The 20,973-nt window shown below is 53.6% G+C and carries 21 protein-coding genes and 3 tRNA genes; 16 read left to right on the top strand and 8 right to left on the bottom strand.

The features are described 5' to 3' along the window. Window positions 1–76: 76 nt before the first annotated feature. A complete protein-coding gene (locus tag B4A77_RS07745) occupies window positions 77–826 on the top strand; it encodes a ComF family protein (RefSeq protein ID WP_173381869.1) in 750 nt (249 codons plus the stop codon). Between the two features lie 13 nt (window positions 827–839). Here B4A77_RS07745 and B4A77_RS07740 read toward each other — a convergent pair. Next, a tRNA-Ser gene (locus B4A77_RS07740) sits at window positions 840–920 on the bottom strand. Window positions 921–1,003: 83 nt separating this feature from the next. Here B4A77_RS07740 and B4A77_RS07735 point away from each other — a divergent pair. Continuing rightward, window positions 1,004–2,194: an HD domain-containing phosphohydrolase gene (locus B4A77_RS07735; protein ID WP_290726262.1), complete on the top strand. Its 1,191-nt coding sequence runs from the start codon at window positions 1,004–1,006 to the stop codon at window positions 2,192–2,194. 112 nt (window positions 2,195–2,306) lie between these two features. On the opposite strand, the gene B4A77_RS07730 is transcribed toward B4A77_RS07735, so the two are convergent. Next, window positions 2,307–2,379 (bottom strand) — tRNA-Phe (locus B4A77_RS07730). Window positions 2,380–2,557: 178 nt separating this feature from the next. Here B4A77_RS07730 and B4A77_RS07725 point away from each other — a divergent pair. The 6 genes from B4A77_RS07725 (at window position 2,558) to B4A77_RS07700 (ending at window position 9,548) form a co-directional block, all read left to right on the top strand. Further along, window positions 2,558–5,101: a CotH kinase family protein gene (locus B4A77_RS07725; RefSeq protein ID WP_290728456.1), complete on the top strand. Its 2,544-nt coding sequence runs from the start codon at window positions 2,558–2,560 to the stop codon at window positions 5,099–5,101. Window positions 5,102–5,183: 82 nt separating this feature from the next. After that, on the top strand, window positions 5,184–5,885 hold the full coding sequence (locus B4A77_RS07720) for a ubiquinone/menaquinone biosynthesis methyltransferase (protein WP_290728459.1): 702 nt from the start codon (window positions 5,184–5,186) through the stop codon (window positions 5,883–5,885). Then, complete coding sequence (locus tag B4A77_RS07715; RefSeq protein WP_290728461.1) at window positions 5,882–6,454, top strand: UbiX family flavin prenyltransferase; 573 nt, start codon at window positions 5,882–5,884, stop codon at window positions 6,452–6,454. Before B4A77_RS07720 ends, B4A77_RS07715 begins: the two co-directional genes overlap by 4 nt. Next, window positions 6,448–7,341 (top strand): 4-hydroxybenzoate octaprenyltransferase, encoded by an 894-nt coding sequence (locus tag B4A77_RS07710; protein WP_290726270.1) that lies wholly within the window; start codon window positions 6,448–6,450, stop codon window positions 7,339–7,341. Before B4A77_RS07715 ends, B4A77_RS07710 begins: the two co-directional genes overlap by 7 nt. Next, entirely contained in the window at window positions 7,328–7,555 is a 228-nt protein-coding gene (locus B4A77_RS07705; protein WP_173381866.1) for a hypothetical protein, read from the top strand. The genes B4A77_RS07710 and B4A77_RS07705 overlap by 14 nt, the downstream gene beginning before the upstream one ends. Before the next feature lie 220 nt (window positions 7,556–7,775). Continuing rightward, on the top strand, window positions 7,776–9,548 hold the full coding sequence (locus B4A77_RS07700; RefSeq protein WP_173365572.1) for an ATP-dependent nuclease: 1,773 nt from the start codon (window positions 7,776–7,778) through the stop codon (window positions 9,546–9,548). A 4-nt stretch (window positions 9,549–9,552) separates the two neighbouring features. On the opposite strand, the gene B4A77_RS07695 is transcribed toward B4A77_RS07700, so the two are convergent. The 4 genes from B4A77_RS07695 to B4A77_RS07680 form a co-directional block, all read right to left on the bottom strand. Further along, on the bottom strand, window positions 9,553–10,410 hold the full coding sequence (locus B4A77_RS07695; protein ID WP_290739736.1) for a biotin--[acetyl-CoA-carboxylase] ligase: 858 nt from the start codon (window positions 10,408–10,410) through the stop codon (window positions 9,553–9,555). Window positions 10,411–10,449: 39 nt separating this feature from the next. Beyond that, window positions 10,450–10,905 carry a hypothetical protein gene (locus B4A77_RS07690; protein WP_173381862.1) on the bottom strand — a complete coding sequence of 152 codons (456 nt, stop codon included), beginning with the start codon at window positions 10,903–10,905 and terminating at the stop codon, window positions 10,450–10,452. A gap of 92 nt (window positions 10,906–10,997) precedes the next feature. Beyond that, window positions 10,998–12,005, bottom strand: a complete 1,008-nt coding sequence (gene tsaD, locus B4A77_RS07685; protein ID WP_173381861.1) for a tRNA (adenosine(37)-N6)-threonylcarbamoyltransferase complex transferase subunit TsaD — start codon at window positions 12,003–12,005, stop codon at window positions 10,998–11,000. Further along, on the bottom strand, window positions 12,002–13,021 hold the full coding sequence (locus tag B4A77_RS07680; RefSeq protein ID WP_173381860.1) for a CdaR family protein: 1,020 nt from the start codon (window positions 13,019–13,021) through the stop codon (window positions 12,002–12,004). The genes tsaD and B4A77_RS07680 overlap by 4 nt, the downstream gene beginning before the upstream one ends. 136 nt (window positions 13,022–13,157) lie before the next feature. Here B4A77_RS07680 and B4A77_RS07675 point away from each other — a divergent pair, with 136 nt between their 5' ends. The 5 genes from B4A77_RS07675 to B4A77_RS07655 are packed head-to-tail and all read left to right on the top strand — an operon-like array spanning window position 13,158 to window position 18,531. Beyond that, window positions 13,158–13,952 carry a cell division protein FtsX gene (locus tag B4A77_RS07675; RefSeq protein WP_290728473.1) on the top strand — a complete coding sequence of 265 codons (795 nt, stop codon included), beginning with the start codon at window positions 13,158–13,160 and terminating at the stop codon, window positions 13,950–13,952. Between the two features lie 2 nt (window positions 13,953–13,954). Continuing rightward, the gene (locus B4A77_RS07670; protein WP_173365576.1) at window positions 13,955–15,199 is read left to right on the top strand and encodes a murein hydrolase activator EnvC family protein; all 1,245 of its coding nucleotides are present in this window, start codon (window positions 13,955–13,957) and stop codon (window positions 15,197–15,199) included. Continuing rightward, a complete protein-coding gene (locus tag B4A77_RS07665; RefSeq protein ID WP_173381858.1) occupies window positions 15,196–16,317 on the top strand; it encodes an ATP-binding protein in 1,122 nt (373 codons plus the stop codon). Before B4A77_RS07670 ends, B4A77_RS07665 begins: the two co-directional genes overlap by 4 nt. After that, window positions 16,317–18,014: a single-stranded-DNA-specific exonuclease RecJ gene (gene recJ / locus B4A77_RS07660; protein WP_290739733.1), complete on the top strand. Its 1,698-nt coding sequence runs from the start codon at window positions 16,317–16,319 to the stop codon at window positions 18,012–18,014. Before B4A77_RS07665 ends, recJ begins: the two co-directional genes overlap by 1 nt. A 7-nt stretch (window positions 18,015–18,021) precedes the next feature. Next, complete coding sequence (locus tag B4A77_RS07655) at window positions 18,022–18,531, top strand: hypothetical protein (RefSeq protein WP_290728479.1); 510 nt, start codon at window positions 18,022–18,024, stop codon at window positions 18,529–18,531. Window positions 18,532–18,543: 12 nt separating this feature from the next. Here B4A77_RS07655 and B4A77_RS07650 read toward each other — a convergent pair whose 3' ends face one another. Both B4A77_RS07650 and B4A77_RS07645 read right to left on the bottom strand, forming a co-directional pair. Next, complete coding sequence (locus B4A77_RS07650) at window positions 18,544–18,969, bottom strand: hypothetical protein (protein WP_173365580.1); 426 nt, start codon at window positions 18,967–18,969, stop codon at window positions 18,544–18,546. An 18-nt stretch (window positions 18,970–18,987) separates the two neighbouring features. Then, window positions 18,988–19,070: transfer RNA gene (locus B4A77_RS07645), tRNA-Leu, on the bottom strand. Window positions 19,071–19,137: 67 nt separating this feature from the next. Here B4A77_RS07645 and B4A77_RS07640 point away from each other — a divergent pair. From B4A77_RS07640 to B4A77_RS07630, 3 genes are all read left to right on the top strand, one after another. Further along, window positions 19,138–19,665, top strand: a complete 528-nt coding sequence (locus B4A77_RS07640) for a hypothetical protein (protein WP_290728481.1) — start codon at window positions 19,138–19,140, stop codon at window positions 19,663–19,665. Between the two features lie 200 nt (window positions 19,666–19,865). Next, a complete protein-coding gene (locus B4A77_RS07635; RefSeq protein ID WP_290728483.1) occupies window positions 19,866–20,441 on the top strand; it encodes a pilus assembly FimT family protein in 576 nt (191 codons plus the stop codon). A gap of 7 nt (window positions 20,442–20,448) precedes the next feature. Beyond that, entirely contained in the window at window positions 20,449–20,955 is a 507-nt protein-coding gene (locus tag B4A77_RS07630; protein ID WP_290728485.1) for a type IV pilus modification PilV family protein, read from the top strand. Window positions 20,956–20,973 lie beyond the last annotated feature (18 nt).

Below are 20,973 nucleotides of genomic sequence, written 5' to 3'. Positions count from 1 at the left end.
AGTTGCAAAAAAAAATGAGGCAAAAGGTAACGTTTTGCCGTTTTGACCGTTTTTAGTAATAGAAGGACGGTCTTTGATGAATATTGCGAGAAATATTTCGAATTTTGTCTTTGGAATGGAATGCCTGGGATGCGGGTGCGCTTCGGAACGGCTGGACCCTTGGCTTTGCCCTGCTTGCCGTGAGGAACTTGGGCGCGAGGCGAAGGAGCCTTCGTTTCCGGGGCCGGATGTCGCCTGCCTGTTCCCGATGCGTCCGCTGACGCGACGGCTGATTCATGCGCTCAAGTACAGGAATTTACCGGGGATGGCGAGATACCTGGTCGGTCGGTCTTCGGCTGTTGGTCGGGGGGAGGTCGCCGACAGCATGAAGGAACTTGCTAGGCCGTTCTATTTTGTCCCGGTCCCGCTTCACCCGTCGAGGTTCAGGGAACGCGGCTACAACCAGGCGGAACGGATTGCCGCGGCGCTTGCCTCGCGCTTTGGCGGTCGGGTGTGCCGCTGGCTTGCAAGGTCGAATTTCCGAGTGTCGCAGACGAAGCTTTCGCGAGAGGAGCGGGAGTGGAATGTCGCCGGAGCTTTTATTCCGAGGCTTCCTTCGCGGCTGCCGCGGACGGGGACTGTGTTTGTCGTTGACGACGTCTATACGACGGGGGCGACAACGATGTCGTGCATTGCCGCCTTCGGAAAGGATTTCCCGCTGGTTTTGAAAGTTTGTACGTTACTTTACGACGAACCGGCTTCGGCGGTGATGGACTACGCGGCGGATTGCGAGATGGAATGGGATGCCCGCTGGATTGGGTTTGGCAAAGAAAAAAGCCCCGGATGACGGGGCGTTTTAGCGGAGGAAGAGGGACTCGAACCCCCAAGCCTTACGGCGGCGGTTTTCAAGACCGCTGACTTACCAATTAGCCTATTCCTCCGAATTCAGCGCAAAGAATAAAAAAGAAAAGCAGTTTCGTCAATTGTTTTTGATGAATTTGTGAATAATAACTATCTTTGGGCTATGGAATCGAATGCGCAAGATTTGATGAATATTGTCGGAACGGCAGAGAGCAAACAGGATTCGGATAGGATTCTCGATTTACTGTTCTCCTACATGCCGAAAATTGCTGCCGAGCGTAGCCTGCAGAACCTTCTGGTTCTCATGGCGGATCTCGGACGTTCGCTTGTCCGGGCCGATCGCTGTTCTCTCTGGCTTATCGATGAAGACAAGAACGAGCTCTGGACGAAAGTCGCCCATGGCGTGAATGAGCTCCGTATTCCCATTACTGCTGGTTTCGTGGGCCATTCCGTGAAAACGGGCGAGGCTCTTTTGGTCGAGGACGCCTACAAGGACGAACGCTTCGATCACCGTAGCGACGAAAAGACGCACTACCACACCACGTCGGTGATGACTGTGCCCCTGATGAACGGGGCTGGCAAGGTGATGGGTGTCTACCAGGCCATCAACAAGCAGGGCGAGACTCCTGTTTTCTCGAAGCAGGACTTGGAACGCCTTGCGCTTACGGCTGTCTATTCCGCAAAGACGATTGAATCGGCTACCCTTACTGCAGAGCTCGAGGCCGCGAAGGTTGAACTGGAAGCAACCCAGAAGGAACTGATCCATATCTTGGGCGACGTATCCGAATCCAGGAGCCGCGAAACTGGGGACCATATCCAGCGCGTGGCCGAGATCTCTTACAAGCTGGCGGTCTACTACGGTCTTCCCGAACAGGAAGCCCAGCGCATACGCCTTGCAGCCCCGATGCACGACCTGGGCAAGGTGGGCATTCCCGATGCGATTCTCAACAAGCCGGGGCGGTTTACCGACGAAGAATATGCCGTAATGAAATCCCATGCCCAGATTGGCGAGCAGATCCTCCTTAAATCCAAGCGCGAACTGCTGGTGTTCGCCGCTTCGCTTGCGGGGGCGCACCATGAGCGTTGGGATGGCAAGGGCTATCCGAGGGGCCTCAAGGGCGAAGAAATCCCCCTGGCGGGCCGTATATGCGCCGTTGCTGACGTGCTGGATGCCCTTTCGAGTCCGCGCTGCTACAAGTCGGCCTGGCCCGAAGAGAAGGTCAAGGAAGAATTCATCAAGCAGAGCGGAATGCAGTTCCAACCGGAGCTGGTGGACGTGCTTGTGAAGAATTGGGACGATATCTTCGGCTGTTTCCGAAAAATTCGCGCCGAAATGGAGGCTGTCGCCGTCTAGGCGGGCTCCGTTAAGGATGTTTTGGCGGTTTTCTTGTAAAAAACCGCCCTTTTTTTGCACTTAAATTTTTTTTAGCAAAAAAAGAAAAACCCCGACTTTCGTCGGGGTTTCGTGGTTCCGATTGGAATTGAACCAACGACACGCGGATTTTCAGTCCACTGCTCTACCAACTGAGCTACAGAACCATTTTGGTAGACCCAAAGATAGAAGAAAATGTGATTGTTGTCAAGGGTAAATAGAATATTACCGAAAAAATTTTGATTTTGGCTCATATTCTTCTAAATTTAAGGTGGGATATTTTGAACGGGTGTTTTAGGGGCGCTTGTCGTCCTTAAGGCGTCAACATTTTTATAGGCTAGTTTTATGCGCTTAAAAAAACAGATTTGGAATACGTTGCTTGTCGGCGTGCTTGCCTGTGGATTCTACGCATGCGGTGGTGATGAAGGCTCCGATGTTGTGGGCCCTCCGCCAAATTCTTCTGGTTCCGTTTCGGATGGAAAGATTTCCGGAGAAGGCGGCAAGGATGGCTCAAGTTCGTCTGTTGGCGGCGATAGCGTTCGGACGATTGACCCGGATACGGGTGATACAATCTATGTCATTGTTGTCGATCCGGTTCCCAAGGATACGATTCCCCATTGGGAAGGGAATTCCGCGTTGGTGATTACTGAAGTCTCCCCGGTCAACCTTGACTGGCTCGATGAAAACGGCGACGATCCGGGCTGGGTCGAAATTTATAATGCCGGCACCGAGGCTGCGAACTTGAAGGGTTATTCGCTTGTCGAAAATCTTGAAAAGCCGCGCAAGTGGGTCTTCGGTGACGAACTGATTGCCCCGAAATCCTTCCGCACTGTTTTCTGCGACAAGAACAACGTTGCTGCCGTGCTTGACGGAGGCGATGCGAACAACTATCATAAGCGCACCCATACGAATTGGAAGCTTGAAAAGGCTGGCGGCTCGATTTACTTGATTGACGCGAACTATGGCATTCGTGACTCGGTACATTATCCGGCGATGACGGTCGGGATGAGCTGGGGCATTGTCGACGGCGGTGCCTGGAAGTATTTCGATAAGCCGACTCCCGAAAAGCCGAATACGGCTTCTACCGCCTATGAAGGCGTGGCTCCCAAGTTTACCTTCTCCGGTGCCCAGGGCGGCTTCTACAACGAACCGGTCACGCTGAATCCTCCGTCTACTTCGGGCGACATCAAGGTGCGTTGCACCCGTGACGGTTCTGAGCCTACGAAGAATTCCGAGGAATTTAGAGATCCCATCACGATTAGTCAGACGACGGTGCTCCGCTGCGCTGCCTACAAGGAAGGCTACCTGACTACCGAATCGGTGACGAATACCTACTTTATCGGCGAATCGATAAATATGCCAGTGGTGTCGGTAAGCGTCAATCCGAGATTCTTCGAACTGTATTATAGGAAGACGGATGGCGGCGAACCCAATATGGACGGAGACCTGATGTATGCTCCTAACAAGGCATACCCGGATAGCACCGGCGAATATCCTGTCCACGTGGAATTCTACGACAAGGGCAGCAACACCAAGGAAAAGACCTGGGAAGTCAACGGCGGTATTTCCCTGATGGGTGGCTGGAGCCGCATGGAACGCAAGAAGTCCGTCGCTATCGTGATGCGCGAGGAGTTCGGTGGAACCTGGCTGCATTATCCGCTGTTTGACGCTCTCAAGGTAAACAAGGGCGGAAGCGACAAGTACAAGGGATTCAACCTGCGCAATAACGGAAACCGCTTCGTGAGCGACTACTTTGCCGATGCCCTGGGCGGTGCCATTCTTGACGGAAGCAGCGTCGACTTCCAGCGCAGCCGTCAGGTGGTGGTGTTCTACAATGGCCAATACCGCGGTATCCACGACATGCGCGAACGTTTCAACAAGAACTATGTGGAAACGAACTACGGCATCGATGCCTCCAGTGTCAATTTCATCAAGCACCTGGGCGAAGAAATCGAAGCGAGTAACGGTACTATCGATGACTACGTCGCGATGCTGGAATACGTTGCCGCTCACGACTTCAGTGGTGAAAACAACGCTGACTACGAATACATAAAGGGAATTATGGATGTAGGCAACTTTGCAGACTACATGATTGCCGAGATGTATGTCCATAACGGCGACTGGCCCAACAACAACGTGCGTGCCTGGCGCAATCCGGACAATCCCTGGAAGTTCATGATTTACGACCTGGACCATGGCTTTGACTGGAAGTGGGGCGTACAGGGCTTTGGGCAGAGCACGAACATGTTCAACTGGGTCAAGCAGGGTGGTCGTAGCAACGGAAAGTGCTATACGGGTAGCGACAAGGAATTTACGGGCGAGAAGGCCCATTGCTTCCATGTGCTCTACACGCGCCTCATCAAGAACCCCGACTTCAGGCGCCTGTTCATCAACCACTCTGCGGTAATGTTCGAGAATTACCTGAATGCCAATGTGGTCGAAAAGGTCCGGGCAAAGATGGCGGGCTCGATCGACGCTTCGGAAGCAGAAAGGGATCTGTCGACGAATGGCCAGAAGAATCGCTATTATGACGATGGCTTTACGGTTCATTATGAGCGCATTACCGACTGGGCGAAGTCTCGTGACGAAGAAATTGTGGGTCAGTATAAGTCCGAATTCTCCGAAATTGGCGGTTCCGTCAACGTGTCGATTTCCTCGAACGGGAATGGTATGGTGCTGATGGACGGGATGAAACTCCCCGGAAGCACAGCGACTTCGACCAAGTACTCGGGCAAGTTCTTCAGCGGTGTCGAAATGGAACTCACTGCGGTCACTTCGGGCGGGTCCGTGTTTACCGGCTGGTCGGGATGCACTCCCGTGGAGGGCGCCCCGGAGAAGTGCCGTGCGACGATTGCGGAAGGACTGTCGGTTACGGCAAACTTCAAGTAATGTCGTTGGCTTGACGATGGATTTGCGCGGGCTTGTCGCCCGCGCTTTTTGTTTATCGTGGGATATTTCTAAATTTGGATGCATGATGAGCCCCGTGCGAAAGATGTTCGACGGTATCGCGAACCGCTACGATTTCTTGAACCACTTCTTGAGTTGTGGCCAGGATATCCTGTGGCGCCGTACGTGCTGCCGCGAAATCCGGCGGCTGCGTCCCGGAAAGCGCCTTCTTGATCTGTGTGGCGGTACGGGTGATTTTGCGGTTACGTACGAGAAGTTCAATGGCGTGCAGGATGTCGCCATTCTGGGCGATTTTTCTTATGGCATGCTGAAGGGCGCCGCGGGCAAGAAGACTGCGGCTGTTCCCGTGCAGCTCGATGCGATGAAGATGCCGTTTGCGGATGGCGCGTTCGACGTGATTCTGAACGGGTTCGGGATGCGCAACTTGCCCGATGCCGAGGGCGGCCTGAAGGAATCCGCGCGCGTGCTTAGTGCGGGCGGCTACCTGCAGGTGCTTGAATTTTTCTCCCCGCGGAACGTGTTCAACAAGTTCTTCTACAAGGTGCTCGCCCCGCTGTTTATCCCGGTGCTGGGAGCGTTTTTCAGCAAGCGCGATGCGTATGAATATCTGGTGAATTCCATTATCCGCTTTTTGCCGGTCAAGGACTTTGTCGCGCTCGCCGAAAGGAACGGGTTCGAACTTGTGCATGTGAAACCCTGCTTTTTCGGGGTGGCGTATCGCGTGCTTCTGCGCCGGAAGTCCGTGCCGGCGGGAGGTGATGCGTGAGCCGCTATATCCTTGGGGTGACAGGTGCGAGCGGGGCAATCTATGCGACGCGCACGGCGAGGTACTTGAAGCGCCTCGGGCATGAGGTTTCGCTCGTGGTGACGGCGCCCGGCCGCGAAGTCGTGGAATACGAGGGGCAGAAGGCGCTTTTTGACCTTGTGGACAAGACCTTCGACGTCGATGATTTTTTTGCGGAATGCGCGAGCGGTTCTGCCGACTATGCGGGCATGGCGGTGGTGCCGTGTTCCATGGGAACGCTCGGGCGCATTGCTGCGGGGACGTCGGACAACCTGCTGGTACGCAGTGCGGATGTTTGCCTGAAGGAGCGTCGCCCGCTGGTGATTGTTCCGCGCGAGATGCCCTACAACCTCATCCACATCGAGAACATGGCGCGCGTGACCCGCGCGGGTGCGATTGTTGTGCCGGCCTCGCCGCAGTTCTACAGCAGCCCTGCAAGTATCGAGGAACTGGTAGATACCGTCGTTGCGAAAATCCTGAAGCATCTGGGTGCGGCGTCGGGTGAGGAGTGCGCCGGGATTGTTAAACCCTGGAACGGAAACGTATGCTGAAGAAGATATTAGAATTCGGGCACATGGTGCGCTTTAGCCACTCGCTTTTCGCGATGCCGTTTGCGCTCGGCTCCATGTGGGTGGCGGCGAACGGGTTCCGCGACATGACCGCTGCCGAGACCGCGCGCATCGTGCTCCTGATTGTCGGCTGCATGGTGACCGCCCGCAATAGCGCGATGAGTTTCAACCGTATCGCCGACGCCGATATCGACGCGAAGAACCCGCGCACGGCGAAACGCCACCTGCCGGCGGGCCGCCTTTCGAAAAAATCGGTAATTGCGTTTCTTGCCATAAACGGCGTGCTGTTCGTTGCGTTCGCGTTCCTGCTGCAGCCCCTCGCGGGCCTGCTCGCCTTGCCTGTATGGCTTTTGCTGCTTTCCTATTCCTACTGGAAGCGTTTCAGCTGGCTATGCCACTGGTTCCTGGGTTTTGCGATAGGGATGAGCCCGCTCGGCGCCTGGATTGCTATCCGTGGGGAGTTTGCGGTGTTCCCAATCTTTTTGCTCGTGATTCTCATGCTCTGGATGGGCGGTTTCGATATCATCTATGCCACGCAGGACGAAGAAATCGACCGCCAGATGGGGCTCCATTCTGTGCCTGCGCGTTTTGGCCGCAAGCGCGCCTTGCAGATTGCCTTCTGGAGCCATGTCGCGATGCTCGCCCTGTGCGTCGCGTTCGGGTTCGTGTGGAATATGGGCATTCCCTGGTGGGTTGTGACCGGGCTCATGACCGCCGCCGTGCTCTATATACATTTGTTCCGCAAGTCCGACGATCTCGACGCCATGAACCGCGATTTCTTCCTGGCGAATGTCGCCATAAGCGTACTCGTGATGGCTGGGCTCATCGTGTGGATTTGCATGGGAGGGGATGTCAATGCCCTTTATTAAGAAGACCGACGGAAAGTTTACGACCGAAGATAAGGTCAAGATGTTCCAGCAGATGGGTTCCGTGGGTGCGGTGATTGCGCTCGTGTTCGTGGTGCTTATCGAGTCGGGCGTTGCGGGCGAACATGCCGATTTGGCGGAATTTGGCCTTACCGCGATGATTGTGGTGCTCGCCGTTTCTCTGGCGGGAAGCTTGTATTTTAAGCGGAAATTGTAGTATCAGAACGAATATGAGATATTGAGTGTCTTTTGCTGTAAGATACTAGTCTGAAAAAGCCTCCGAAAGGAGGCTTTTCATGTGAGAAAGCATAAAAGTTGACTGTGATTATACAAACAAATGAATGTAAGCAATTTGTATGCATTTACTGTGCTTTTTTTGTTGAAATTGTGAATAAAATAAGATATTTTTTGGAGAAAAAGTAATATAAAGGAATGATATGCAAATTATCGACTCGATTTCAATAAAGAATTTTAGGTCCATTGACAAACTTTCCCAAAATTTGAATCCCAGGGATTTGAATGTGGTGATAGGATTGAATGATTCGGGAAAATCAACGTTGCTTAAAGCTCTGAATCTTTTTTTTAATGGTTGTACGGAGCAAAATGTCAAATTTCGATTTGACGATGATTTTTGTAAATTTGCACAAGTCAGAAAACATGCAGCCCCTGAAATAGAGATATCATTGACATTCAATATTCCTGACCATTATAAAAATAAAGGGAAAATGATATGGACAAAAAAATGGCGAAGAGATGGCTTTTATGATGAGAAAATCAAGGATGTTCATGGGAAATCGTACGAAAAAGGAAAGGGAAAAGAAGTCGCCTGGCTTAGAAAAATACGTTATTTTTATGTGCCAGCAATTAGGGATGAGCGATATTTTAACGATTTAATGGGCAACATCTATGATACGTTAAGTGAGGTAGACTCAGAAGTCTTGCAAAAGTCGTCATTAGAGTTTGCTTTAGGAGTAAAAAATCAAGTTGGTGCGCTTGTTTCTGAGATTTCCTCGAAATTGGAGTATGATTCTTCTATAACGACGCCGAGTGATTTTAGATTGCTATTTGCAACGTTAGATTTTGAATTGGATAGCAATGGAAATAGAATATCTTTGATGAAACATGGTGATGGAATAAAAGCTTTGCACATTCCCATTATTTTGAAGTTTATTGCTCAAACGTTGCATAAACAAAAAGGAAAACAAATAAATTCGGATGTTGTGTGGGGATTTGAAGAACCTGAAAATAACTTAGAAATGGGAAAATCATTTGCTTTGGCTGATATTTTCAAAAATTATTCAAATGAACTTCAAATATTTGTAACGACTCATTCGCCTGCATTTTATTCTCTTGCGAAAACTGGTGACAATTTGTTGTTATGGGCTGAAAAAGATGGCAATGGGAAAACAATTTATTCTGAGGCTGATTATTCATTTATAAAGCAAATTGATTCAAGAATTGGGATTTTGCCGATAGTTTCAGACTATATAGAAGAAGAGGTGAAAAAAAAGCAAGAATTAGAACAAACGCTTGACAATGTAAAAAAACAACTTCAAGCAAAAGATAAAATTTTCATTATTACAGAGGGTAAAACGGATGTTGTTCATCTGAAAACCGCATTTGAAAATCTGTACCCAAAAGATTCTTTGCGAATGAAACTGAGCTACTTTGATTTTTCAGGTAATGCAACCTTGGGTGATGACCTAGAAAAGTTGACGCAAAATCTTCTGAAAATGGATAATGTGAATAAAATTGTGGTGATTGTTGATCGGGATAAAAAAATTTATCCCTCCTCAGGAAAATTGAATTATCAAAAGTTAGGAAACAATGTATTTCGATTCAGCATACCAGCCTTGACAAATGCGGAAAGAAAAACTGAGGATAAAATTTGCATAGAACATTACTATTCAAATAAAGAAATTCAATCTAATGTAGGTAATGGTAAGCATATTTATTTGGGGCGTGATTTTAGTAGTTTTGGAATGTCGATAGATCAAAAATATTTCTTCGCAGGATATGCTAAGAATAAAAATATATGGCCTTGTTCAATAATAGATGCCGCAAATAAGCACATTAGTCCTTTATGTGGAACTAGTACAATTGCGTCAAAGGATGATTTTGCAAATTATGTTAGTCAAAACCCGCAAAAATTCAAATTTGATAATTTTAAAAAAATATATGAAATCTTAAAAGAAATAGATAAGGAATAAAAATTTACACTTCCAAATCGGCGGAATAGACTACTTCGGTAGTTCCGTCATCGCATTCAAATAAGAGGCTGCCGTCATCGTTCATGTCGATGATGCGGCCTGTTTTCTTTATGGCGCCTGCGCCGCTGTCGCGATTCTGGTCGGTGCAGCGGTTGTTCACGATGACAGTCCCGCGCGCGCCTATAAACTGGTCCATCTTTCGCCAGGCGGCAACCCACGGCGATATCCCGAAGGCTCGGAACTGCCCGATGGCGCGCTCCAGGCCTGCGACAAGCGACTGCAGCAGCTTTTCGCGGTTGACGCTTCGCCCGCAGATATCCTTGAGGGTAGTGACGGCCCTGCCCAGGTGCGCGTAGTCCGCGGGGTCGCTGTTCACGTTGATTCCGACTCCCATGCTGATGGCGGGAGTGCCTTTTATATAAACTAATTCAGCGAGTATCCCGCAGAACTTGTGCTTGCCGCACAGGATGTCGTTCGGCCACTTGACAGTGATTTTCCCGATATCCCTGTTGCCGAGCCCCTGCGCGTTGGAACCGTCTTGCAGGTCGCGGAACACCTCGGCGAATGTGATGGCTGCCACCTGCGTAATCTGTGGTGCGGATGCAAGCGGAATTCCGTCGAGCGGGATGAGGATATTGAAGTAGATGTTCTTGCCTGCGGGGGAGGCCCATGTGCGTTCGTGGCGCCCGCGGCCGGCTGTCTGCGTGTCGGCGACAATGAGCGTGCCGGGTACGATTTCACCCGCGGAGGCGCGTGCCTTCATCAGGCTATGCGTGCTTTCAATGGAATCGAAAAGGAATGCGGGTGCGTCGCCGAATCCCGCGAGGTGCCATTCTGAAAATTTTGCTTCGGGCGAAAACATATTCAAATGAAGATCCCCGGACAAGCCGGGGATGACAAGCTATTCTTCGTCTTCCTTCTGTTCCTGCAGTTCCTTGAGGGCCTCTTCGGGGAAGATGGTAAAGAATTCGCGCTTGCGGTCTTCGAAGAGCTGCAGCATGCGTTCCTGCTCGAACTGCTCGCGGTCGATGTTCTGCATGAAGAACTCGTCGCGGGCGAAGTCGCGGGTGGTCATCATCTTCTTGAGGTCGTCGGAGATGTCCATGCGGTCCCATAGGATATAGTAGGACTGCACGTCCAGACTGCCGAAGATGTCCACGTTCAGGAAGACGGAATTGGCCTTGCTGGAATCGACGAGTTCGACTTTCGTCTCGCGCTTTTCGGGACGGAAAACCTGGGCGTCGCTCACGTTCTGGGGGATATCCTTCGGGGTGTCTTCGGCAAAAGAGAAAACGGCGAAAGCGGCGGCCATCACGGCGGCGATGCAGAAAGCCCTATGTGGATTCCGGATAGTCATGGATACAATATAAATTCAAGTTTGTTAAAAAGCGAGGGCCGTGCAAAAGTTTGTGAGTAAAATCCCCGGAAACTGCATGGAAAATCCATTTTTTACGGTGCGAGCGGCATCCAGGGCTTTACAACGTCGATGGACTTGAGCTGCCCTTGGCGGTTGCGGCGGATGGCAGCCGCGGCGATCATCGCCCCGTTGTCGGTGCTGAGGCTCCTGTCGGGGATGCAGAAACGGATGCCGTGGCGGCCGCAGTAGTCTTGGAGGCGGTTCCTGAGCCATGCGTTCGCGCTGACCCCGCCACCGACGACGAGCGTCTTCATGCGGGTCTTCTTGAGCGCGTTGATTGTTTTTTCCACAAGGCTGCCAACGATGGCGTCTTCGAGGGAGGCGCAGATGTCGCCCAGGTTCTTTTGGATGAATTCCGGGTCGTGCGTCTCGGTGTAGCGCAGCACGGCAGTCTTTAATCCGCTGAACGAGAATTCGCAGTTGTCGTGCGAATGGAGGGCTCGGGGAAATTCGACGAACTTGCGGTTGCCGTTTTGGCCGAGCCTGCTTATTGTCGCCCCTGCGGGGTACTTGAGGCCGAGCAGCTTGCCGCATTTGTCGAACGCTTCGCCTGCGGCGTCGTCGCGGGTGCGCCCGATGCTCGTGTACCTGAATCCGGGTTCTTCCATCACGAGTTCGGTGTGCCCGCCCGAGACGGTGAGCGTGAGGAACGGCGGCTCTATATCCGGGTTGCTGAGCCAGGCGGCGGCGAGATGGCCTTCGAGGTGGTTCATGCCGTAGGCGGGAATCTGGAGGTCGCGCGCAAGCCCTTTTGCGAAGCTCGCTCCCACAAGAAGCGGCCCCATGAGGCCCGGTCCCGTGGTGTAGGCGATTGCGTCGATATCCTTGAGACCGATGCCCGCTTCCCTGACGGCCGCTTCCGCGATGGGGGCAATCTTTTGCAGGTGGGCGCGAGCTGCAATTTCGGGAACGACGCCGCCGTACAGCGCGTGTTCGTCAATCTGGCTGTAGAGCGGGTTCGAAAGGACCTTGAGAGGTTCGTCCTGCAGGACGGCGCAGGCGGTCTCGTCGCAGCTGGATTCGATGCCGAGCCAAATCATTCGAGTTTCTCCTCGGAATCCTCGCTCAACGAATCGGCCGGGGCGACAGGTTCTGACTTGATTTTTTGGAGCGAGACCTTGTCTGGCGAGAGCTGGATTGCCTTGATGGACATTTCGCGGTTGACATCCGACCCGAGCTGCAGCTTTACCGTCGGCGCGAGGCTGTCGACGTCTTCTATCTGGAAACGGTTGTATTCAACAAAGAGGTTGACGTTGTTGATGCTTACGGAATCGAGAATCCTTTCGCCGCCGGTTATCTCGACGGATACGCTTCCGGGGGTGAGCCTGAATGCGCCTCTCTCGAAAATGCCGATGAGCTGCACGGGGACGTTCCTGATGGTTTTCTTGCCGATTTTCTGGATGCTGACCGAGATATCGATGATGGAATCGCTCGGCGTCACGTGTGCCGGAAGCTGCTTGAAATCCAGGGGGATGGAGAAGGTGGTGTCCGCCTTGAGCGAATCGAAGATGGTCGAGTCCGTCGGTATTTCGATGATGCGCGTGATGACGTTCCTTGCTCCGGAAACCGTGACGTAGTCGGGAGTCATCTTGGGAAGGTCCGTCAGCAGGTAGCCCGTTGCCGCATCGAAGGTGGACATGGAACGGATGGGGATGTTGCGCACGATTCGCGTGTCGAGGTCAATGTCGATGAAGAGGAGCTGGTTGTCCGGCTCGATAAAGCGGATGTTCGGGAAGGCGGGCGCGGAAAAATTCTTGTCGGTGATGTGCATGCGCATGGAACCGAGCTCCGCATCCTGGAGGTCGACGATGATTGCGGCGACGGTCGTATCGTTGTTCTTGAGTTTTGACTTGAGGCGCATCAGGTCGAATGGGGCGCCCTCGAGCGTGACTTCCATGAAATGCGGCGGCTTGGAAGCGATGGCTAGCAGCTCGGGCAGTCGGACCAGGCGCACGGGCACTTCCATGGTCACCTTGAAGGTGTTGAGTGACATGACATAGAGCCACAGTGCGATTCCGAAAATGAATGCCGTAATCTTTAATGCGATATGTTTCATAGATGCCCCGAGAGACCCTCTTAAATTTAGTTATATTCAATGCGTGTTCGGACAGATAAGGTATCTAATATCGGAATCTTTTCGTGGGTGGCGGCAACATCGCACGGTCATTTTGCCGTCGCTGCTTACGATTTTTTTGAGTTCGCTGCTGCTGGCGGCGTCCCTTACGGCCCTGGGCGGTGTTTTCCGCATCCTCCGTGCCGAGGGGTCGCTCTATACGGTCGAGGCTTTTTTGCCCGAGAACGTGTCTGCGGATTCGATTGGCGCCATCAGGAACCGGCTCGAGCATTTCAGGAATATCGACTCGGTCGAGTTCGTGAGCGCGGATTCGGCGCTGGCTGATTTCCGTAGGCATTTTTCTGGCGAGATGCTGGACCTTGTCGACGAGAATCCTATCCCTCCGTTTTTCCGCATGACCCTGGTTCCGGGTGCGCGTAACCCGTCGGACCTGGTCGATGTCATGAATGCGCTGTCCAGGGAGGGGTCGTTCGAGGAAGTGCAGGCTCCCGTGGCTTGGGCGACCCGTGTGTCGGAATGGAAGTTCAAGATGGTTTTCTGGCCCATTTGCTTGAGCGTCATGCTGTTGGTGACGCTCTCGCTCATCATCTGCAATTCGGTCCGTCTGTCGCTGATGTCGAGGAAACTTCTCGTGGAGAACATGAAGTATGCGGGCGGGAGTCCCTTCTTCATCGAGTTCCCGTTTGTCCTTGAGGGGATGATGCAGGGTTTTGTCGGCAGCGCTCTGTCGGTCCTGCTGCTTGGGGCGGTCGTCAATTCCCTTGCGCGCGCCATGCCGATGCTTGCTGAAAATATCGGAGGCCTCGGTATTCTCCTTGCCCTTGTCGTGTGCATGGTGACGGCGCTCTCGGCCTATTTCAGTTATCGTACGGTTCAGGAGTTCCTCCTCGCCAAGCGGAACGAACGGGACTAGCCATGCGTCTGCTTGTCGCACTGCTGTGTTTATTTGTTGGCCTTTCCGTGGCGGCTCCGAAGAAGACGGAAGCCCAGATCAGGGAGCAGAAGAACGCCCTCAAAAAGCTGGAGTCCGATCTTGCCAAGAAGCGCGAAGAGCTCGTGCTGCTCGAGACGGAAGAGAAGGGGGTCATCAATACGATTTCGCTTTTGGACCAGAATCTGAACCAGACGCGCATCTATATCAACGAGCTTTCGAAAAACGAGTCGCTGGTGCAGCGTGCGGTAGAACAGCTCCAGCACGACATCGATTCCCTGGACCAGAAGATACACGTGCGTCGCGAGGCGATGAAGGTCCGCATCCGGAAACTGTATGTGAGCGGCCGCTACAGCGATGCCGAGGTGCTCTTCCAGCTCCTGACGCGCGAAGGGAACCCTCAGCGCGAGGCGTACTGGGTGCATCACGTGCTGAACGAGGACCGGGTGCAGGTGGAAACGCTTGCCGCGATGATGGCCGAACGCGATGAGATGAAACGGCAGGAGGAAGAGCACCTGGCGGATTTGGGAAAGTTGCGTGAAAAGAAAGCTCGCGAAGAGAAGGGCCTTGTGACGCAGATGGGGAACCAGGAACAGATGCTCCTGAGCCTCAAGCACGACAAGGCGATGCAGCAGCGGGCCCTTCAGGAATTTGAAAGAAACCAGAAACTGATGCTGACGCTTATCGCGAAACTGGAAGAAAAACGCAAGCGCGAGATCGAGGCGGCGAGGAAGGCGGAAGAGGCCCGCAAGGCCGAAGCGGCGCGACGGGCGAAAAAGAAGCAGAAAGAGAAGAAGGTTGTCGAAAAACCGAAGAAGACGATTGCGGGTTCGGTCAAGGGACCGAAGTGCATGCCTCTCGAAGGCGATATCATAAGCCAGTATGGCCTGCAGGAACATCCGGTCCTCCACATTATGACCCGGAATCTCGGGGTGGAAATCCGCGGTAAGCGCGGGGCGTCGGTCCGCGCCGCTGCGGCGGGAACTGTCGCCATGGTTGCCGAAATCGATGGCCGCGGCCCCTCCGTGATTATCGAACACGAGGGAGGAACCTATTCCGTCTACGGACACCTGAAGTCCATCCGCGTCCAGGAGGGAAAAACGGTACGTAATTGCGAAGAAATTGGCGAAGTGGGCGATATCGCAAGCCTAAATGGAATTAAATTGTACTTTCAAATTAGTGAAGGGACCCAGACGGTGGATCCCCTGCAGTGGTTGAAACAGAAATGATCGAGTATAGACTGAATGGACCGGTTTCCCAGGAACGCCAGCGCATCCGCGTGATGGCGGCGCTTCGCGAATGCAGATTTCCGCAGGCCATACTTATTGACGGCCCCGGCGGCATCGGCAAGAAGGCCCTGGCCATGGAAATCGCGAAGGCGCTCCAGTGCACGGACCCGAACGTGCGGCCGTGCGGAAAGTGCTTCGGCTGCAAGATGGCGATGGATCCTGGGGCTACGGACAACTGGGTCTTGCCGATGGAATCCAAGGAGGCGCATGCCCGTAGTGCGGACGAAGTGTCGGCGGGTAGTGTCGCGAAGACGGTGCAGGATTTCAAGCAGGCCTACATCGAGGAAATCGTCAAGAATCCCTACCGCATCGATGTGTTCGGTGCAGGTGCCGAAATTTCCGTGGACCTGGTGAGGAACATGACGGGCTCCTTTGCCTTGAAAGGCGACCGGGTCCGGGTGGTCATTATCGCGGAAGCCGACAGGATGAACGATTCTGCGGCGAACGCCTTCCTGAAGACTCTGGAGGAAGTCCCTCCGGATACGTATTTTGTCCTCACGACGTCTTCGCGGGAAAGCCTGCTCCAGACGATTCGCTCCCGTTGCCTCGCGTTGCACCTGTTGCCGCTGACCGATGCCGAGGTCCGCAGCGAGACCCTGCGCGTTTTGGGGGATGATGAAGATGCCGAACTTTCGGACGACGTGGTGGGCCTTGCGGTCGGTTCGCCCGGCAAGGCTCTCTATTATATGAACCGCGCTGCGCCTTGGTGTAAACTGGCCGCGGATTTTGTCGTCTATAGCCTGCGCAACGAGTATAGCGAGGCGTTTGCGAGCCTGGCCGAAGCGTCGCTGGAAGATGCTGCCGAGGCGAACCGTTTTTTGGAAGTGCTCTCGTTTCTGCTTTCGGACCTTTTGCGCAAGCAGGCGCATGCGCCGTTGCGGTTGGCCTCTACGACGGGTGCATTGGACATGGACGCTTTCCCCAGGGTCGACGCGAGCGCTCTGGAACTAGCCCTTTCGGCCGTGCAGGAAATGATGACCCGCATCGCAAGTCGACGCTCGGCTCCGATGGTCTGCCTGCAGTCGCTGTCCATCAAGCTTTTCGAGGGGTTTAAGTGATGCTCGATACGGTGGCATCGACCCTTTCTCGGGAACTCAAGATTCCGCATCTTGTAGCGCGGTTCCTGATTTCGCGTGGAATATGCAATGCGGTCGATGCAAACCGGATTCTTTCGGACGGAACGGGCGCAGAACACTCTCCGTGGCTCATGATGGGAATGGAAGAGGCCGTGCGCTGGGTGCTGGATGTCCGGGAAAAAAAGCAGAAGGTGTTTATCTTCGGCGATTACGATTTGGACGGCATGACCTCGGTGACTCTTCTGTCGCGAAGCCTTTCGCAGATTGGAATCGAGTCGGACTGGCGGCTCCCGAACCGCTTTGGCGATGGCTACGGGCTTTCCATTTCGGCCGTGGACGAAATGTACGAGGCGGGCGCACGCTGCATTCTCACAGTCGATACGGGTATTACGGCAAACGAGGAAATCGCCCATGCGAAGTCGTTAGGCATGTCCGTGATGGTTGTCGATCACCATCAGCCCTCGGGGGATGGACTTCCGCCTTGCGATGTCCTTCTGGATCCGCATCAGAACGGGGATTCTTATCCCAATCCGGAACTCTGTGGCGTCGGCGTTTCGTACAAGTTGATATGCGCCATCTACGAACGCCTGCAGATCCAGGTCCCGGAATCGCTCCTGGAACTTGTCGCCCTCGGAACTCTTGCCGACCTCGTGCAGATGACACCCGAGAATCGAGCCTTTACGAAGCGGGGGCTCAGGCTGTTGCAGAATAGCGGCTGGCCCGGAATCCAGGCGCTCTATGCTTCGCTGATGAAACCCGGCAGCATGGTCGGCGGCATCGACGTGATGTACAAGGTCGCCCCGCTCCTGAATGCGCCCGGCCGCATGGAAAAGCCGGATCCGGCACTCAAGCTTTTGATGTGCGAAGACAAGAATCTTGCGGGGACGCTCCTTTCCGAACTCAAGGACTGGAATGCGCTTCGCAAGCAGAAGGAAGCGGAAATCACGGAAATGGCCCTGAAGCGCGTGAAGGAAATCTATGGAGACGAGATTCCGAAGGTGCTTGTGGTCGATGGCGAAAACTGGCATGTGGGAGTCATCGGTATCGTTTCGGCGAAATTGGCTCAGGAATTTATGCGGCCTGCGGCGGTGCTTTCTGTCGTTGACGGTATCGCCCATGCGAGTGCGCGCGCCGTTCCCGGTTTCAACTGGCACAAGGCCCTGTTCAGTTGTCGGGAACTTTTTGACCGATGGGGCGGGCATGCCAATGCGGCGGGCTTTTCCCTGGCTACGGACAAGATTGGCGAACTGCGCGAACGTCTCGAGGCTTCGGCGGTGGAGCAGGGATATTCGGGCGATGCGGAAATCGTGGACGAGTCCCACGCCTATGACATCCAGGTTGCTTTGGGCGAACTCGTCGTCGAGGGCAGCCGTCACCGTATCGACAGGACGGTTCTCGACTATTTTGACATGATGGAACCCTTCGGTGGAAACTTCCCGTATCCGGTGCTCAAGGCGACGGACGTGACGGTTCACCGTGTGAAGGAACTCCGCGGCGGTCACTTGCAGATGGAAGTCTCCCAGGCTGGAAGCCCCGTTTTTTCGGCTATCGCTTTTGGATTGCGGAAGTGCAAGTCGCTCCTGGGCGCGGGAAAGAAAGTGTCTATCGTGTTTGAGCCCTCGTGGAACTACTTCAACAACAAGAAGACCATGCAGCTTTGCATCAAGGCTATCGAATAGCGGACGCATGCGTAAACTCCTTCCCTACTTTTTTTCCTTCCTTACGGTCGTCTTGGCCGGTATAGCCCTGTTCGAACCCTATGTGCGGTTGCGCGACGTGGGGGCGGTTCACGAGATGGCGGAGCCTGTTCCGGAGGCGGAGGAATTCCGGAGTTTCAGCGGACGGGTGGTATTGCCTTCGGTCGATGACATCTACGTGTTGGACAATTCTGCAGGCCGTGATATCCCGGCGTTCGTAAAGTACCTGGAAGGCCGTGCTGCCGGACTCCACTGGCTTGCTCGGGCCTACTTCAAGGCCCACCGCGGTTCGGGGGATGTGGCTCTCGGACTCCGCCTCACCATAGATTCGTTGGGGGTCTTCCATTGTGGGGAGTTCCAGTTCTCGGATGCCAAGGACCGCTCCCTGGAAAGCGACCTCAGGGAACACATCGAATTTTACTGGCGATACCGCCGCAGTACGCAGGGAAAGACGGAAATCTGGTTCCCGATTCGGTGGAATGAAAAGTATAGCCGTTGATGGAGCGGGCGGCTAGCCCTTCAAAATCTTCAGCAGCTGTTCGGTGCGCTTCTCAATGAGGATGAACGCTTCGAACATGCGGGCTTCGCGCCACTTGGTCAGATACTTCACGCGCCATTCCGCGGCCACCTGGTCAGGGGCTTCGGGGGCGTCTTCGTTACGGTACCAAACTTCCTTCGTGATTTCGCGAATCATGTCGCCCATCTCGGCGGCAGGCTGGAGGGACCCCTTGCACAGAAGCAGTGCGCGGAGGTTGTCGAGCAGCACTTCGTCGCTTGGGTTTTCCGAGTCGTCGCGGGCGCAGTCCCAGATTTCGCCGCGGTGGCGTTCCGTCCAGCCCATGAGGTGCTTCTCGGTGCGTTCGAGTTCACCCTTCGCGAGCTTTTCTTCCACGGCTTCGCGGGGGTAGTAGATGCTGTTCGGGTAAAATTCGATCATGGTCATTCCCAAGGTTAATGCCCGGGGCGGGACTTGAACCCGCACGAGGTTGCCCCCAAGGGATTTTAAGTCCCCAGTGTCTACCATTCCACCACCCGGGCAGGTGTGCGTGCCAAATATAGCATTTTCCGTGGCCGCACTTGCCAAAAATTGTTAGATTGTTCTTTGATGACACCTCTTTCGAAAAGTTTTCGTTCTGTTCTGGGGGCAATCGCCATTGCGTTTGCCCTGTGCGAGCCCGCGTTCGCTTATGACGAGGATCTGGATACCTACCGCGAAGTCCGCGAGGAACTCGCTTCGCTCCGTGATAGCTACATCGCCGACATCAACATGGCCATGGAGGAGGCCAATGCGGATAACCCCGAGGGCTGGTTCAAGGCTCGGCAGGACGGGTTCGGGCGATCCTGGAAGGATACGGATTTCGAGGCCCCGATGAGCGAGGTCTTTACCATCGAGGAAATTCCCTACGGGTTCAAGGTTCGCGGGAAAAAGGGCGAATACAAGTTTAATTTCGAGGTCGTGGTCGCAACCCGCGATTCGGACATCTTCTACGTGGTCTCGGTCCGCTCGGGTACAAACCCCGCCGCGAAGGAAATCGTAAATGAGGTCTTCAAGAACGAAGCCTCGGATTACCATAGTCCCTGCCCGAAGGATGCCATTACCTGCTATAAGGGCCGCGCGGTCTACGGAAAGTAGCGAAAATAGTTCAAAAACGGCAAAAAATCTTATTTTTGCATTATAGTAAATAAAACTTTACCGCATCTGGCGTTTTTAATATATATTTAGGGAGCCGGTTGTCCGCGGAGCCGGTTTTTTGAGGTGTATAAAAATCCGCGGAGGGTTTGAATTGCTAACTTTTTGAGTATCAAGTAGTTGTGATTTTGCAGGAGTGCAGGATGAAACTGGGAATACGCCCCGGAAAAGCTGGTTTTACCTTGGTCGAGGTCCTCGTGGTGGTCACCATCATGGGCATCCTCTCCGGTATCGGGGTGGCCAGTCTGCGCAGTGCGGTTGCGAACAGCCGAATCAAGGACGCCGGTATCAACGTGACCGCCTTCATGCAGCGCGCGGCGAACGAGGCTACGCGGTTGAACGAGAAACTGACCGTGGAAGTGGAAAATAACAACAAGTCACTGAGACTTTATAAATGTACTACAGTTGGCGATGATGGAAACTGCTCTGCGCATGATTCACAAATTCTTGATGAGATGACGCTTGAGTCGGTAAGCGCGTTTGTTCCTGGACAGGCTGGTGGTACTGACTGTCCGACGCTTGGGGGCGAAACGACGCTAAATGCCAAGACGTCAATATTGCTTACTCCTAAAATAGGTGTGTCACCTATTTCCAGTGGCTGTATTTTGATCCGATATGGAAGTACAGACCGGTTTGCGGCCTCCATCAAGTCCCCGACGAAGTTCTCTATGTATTATGAGTTGAGTTACGATTCTGGTGCGAGCTGGTTTGAACCGTAGGTGTGTTATGGATAAGTTAATAAAGAACAAGAAAGGTTTCGGCATCACGGAGGTGCTTATCTCCGCGGTGGTTCTCGGTCTTTTGTACATGGCGATTCTCCACATGCAGACGGGCAACCGCGAGGCTTTGCTCCGTATCCGTGGGCGTGACGGCGCCATCGAGGTCGCACAGCAGGTCATAGATTCCCTGAACCGTATCGGCATCGCGTCCATTCCCGATGAGTCTACGCCACCTGGGGACGACAGTGAAGATGAAGTTGTTGGCCATGACTATATCTGGAAATGGGACCCGATACAGCGTTCCTGGGACCGTGGCGAAAAGGTCGGTGGAGGACAGTCCACCATCCAGTATACTCCGACCGTGACGGTTTCTCCTACGACCGACTATACTGCGACAAGCGAATCGAACCTTGAGTCGGTTCAACATGTCTATGCCAAGCAGGTGAACGTGCAGGTCTCCTGGCAGTTCAAGGGCTCCACGCAGTCCATTAATATGTCCACCGTGATTCGCTAGGCCGCATTGACTGTGATT

The organism is Fibrobacter sp. UBA3718 (assembly GCF_002371935.1).
In the GTDB taxonomy this organism is placed as follows: Bacteria; Fibrobacterota; Fibrobacteria; order Fibrobacterales; family Fibrobacteraceae; genus Fibrobacter.
This window is presented reverse-complemented; position numbering and strand designations above follow the sequence as displayed.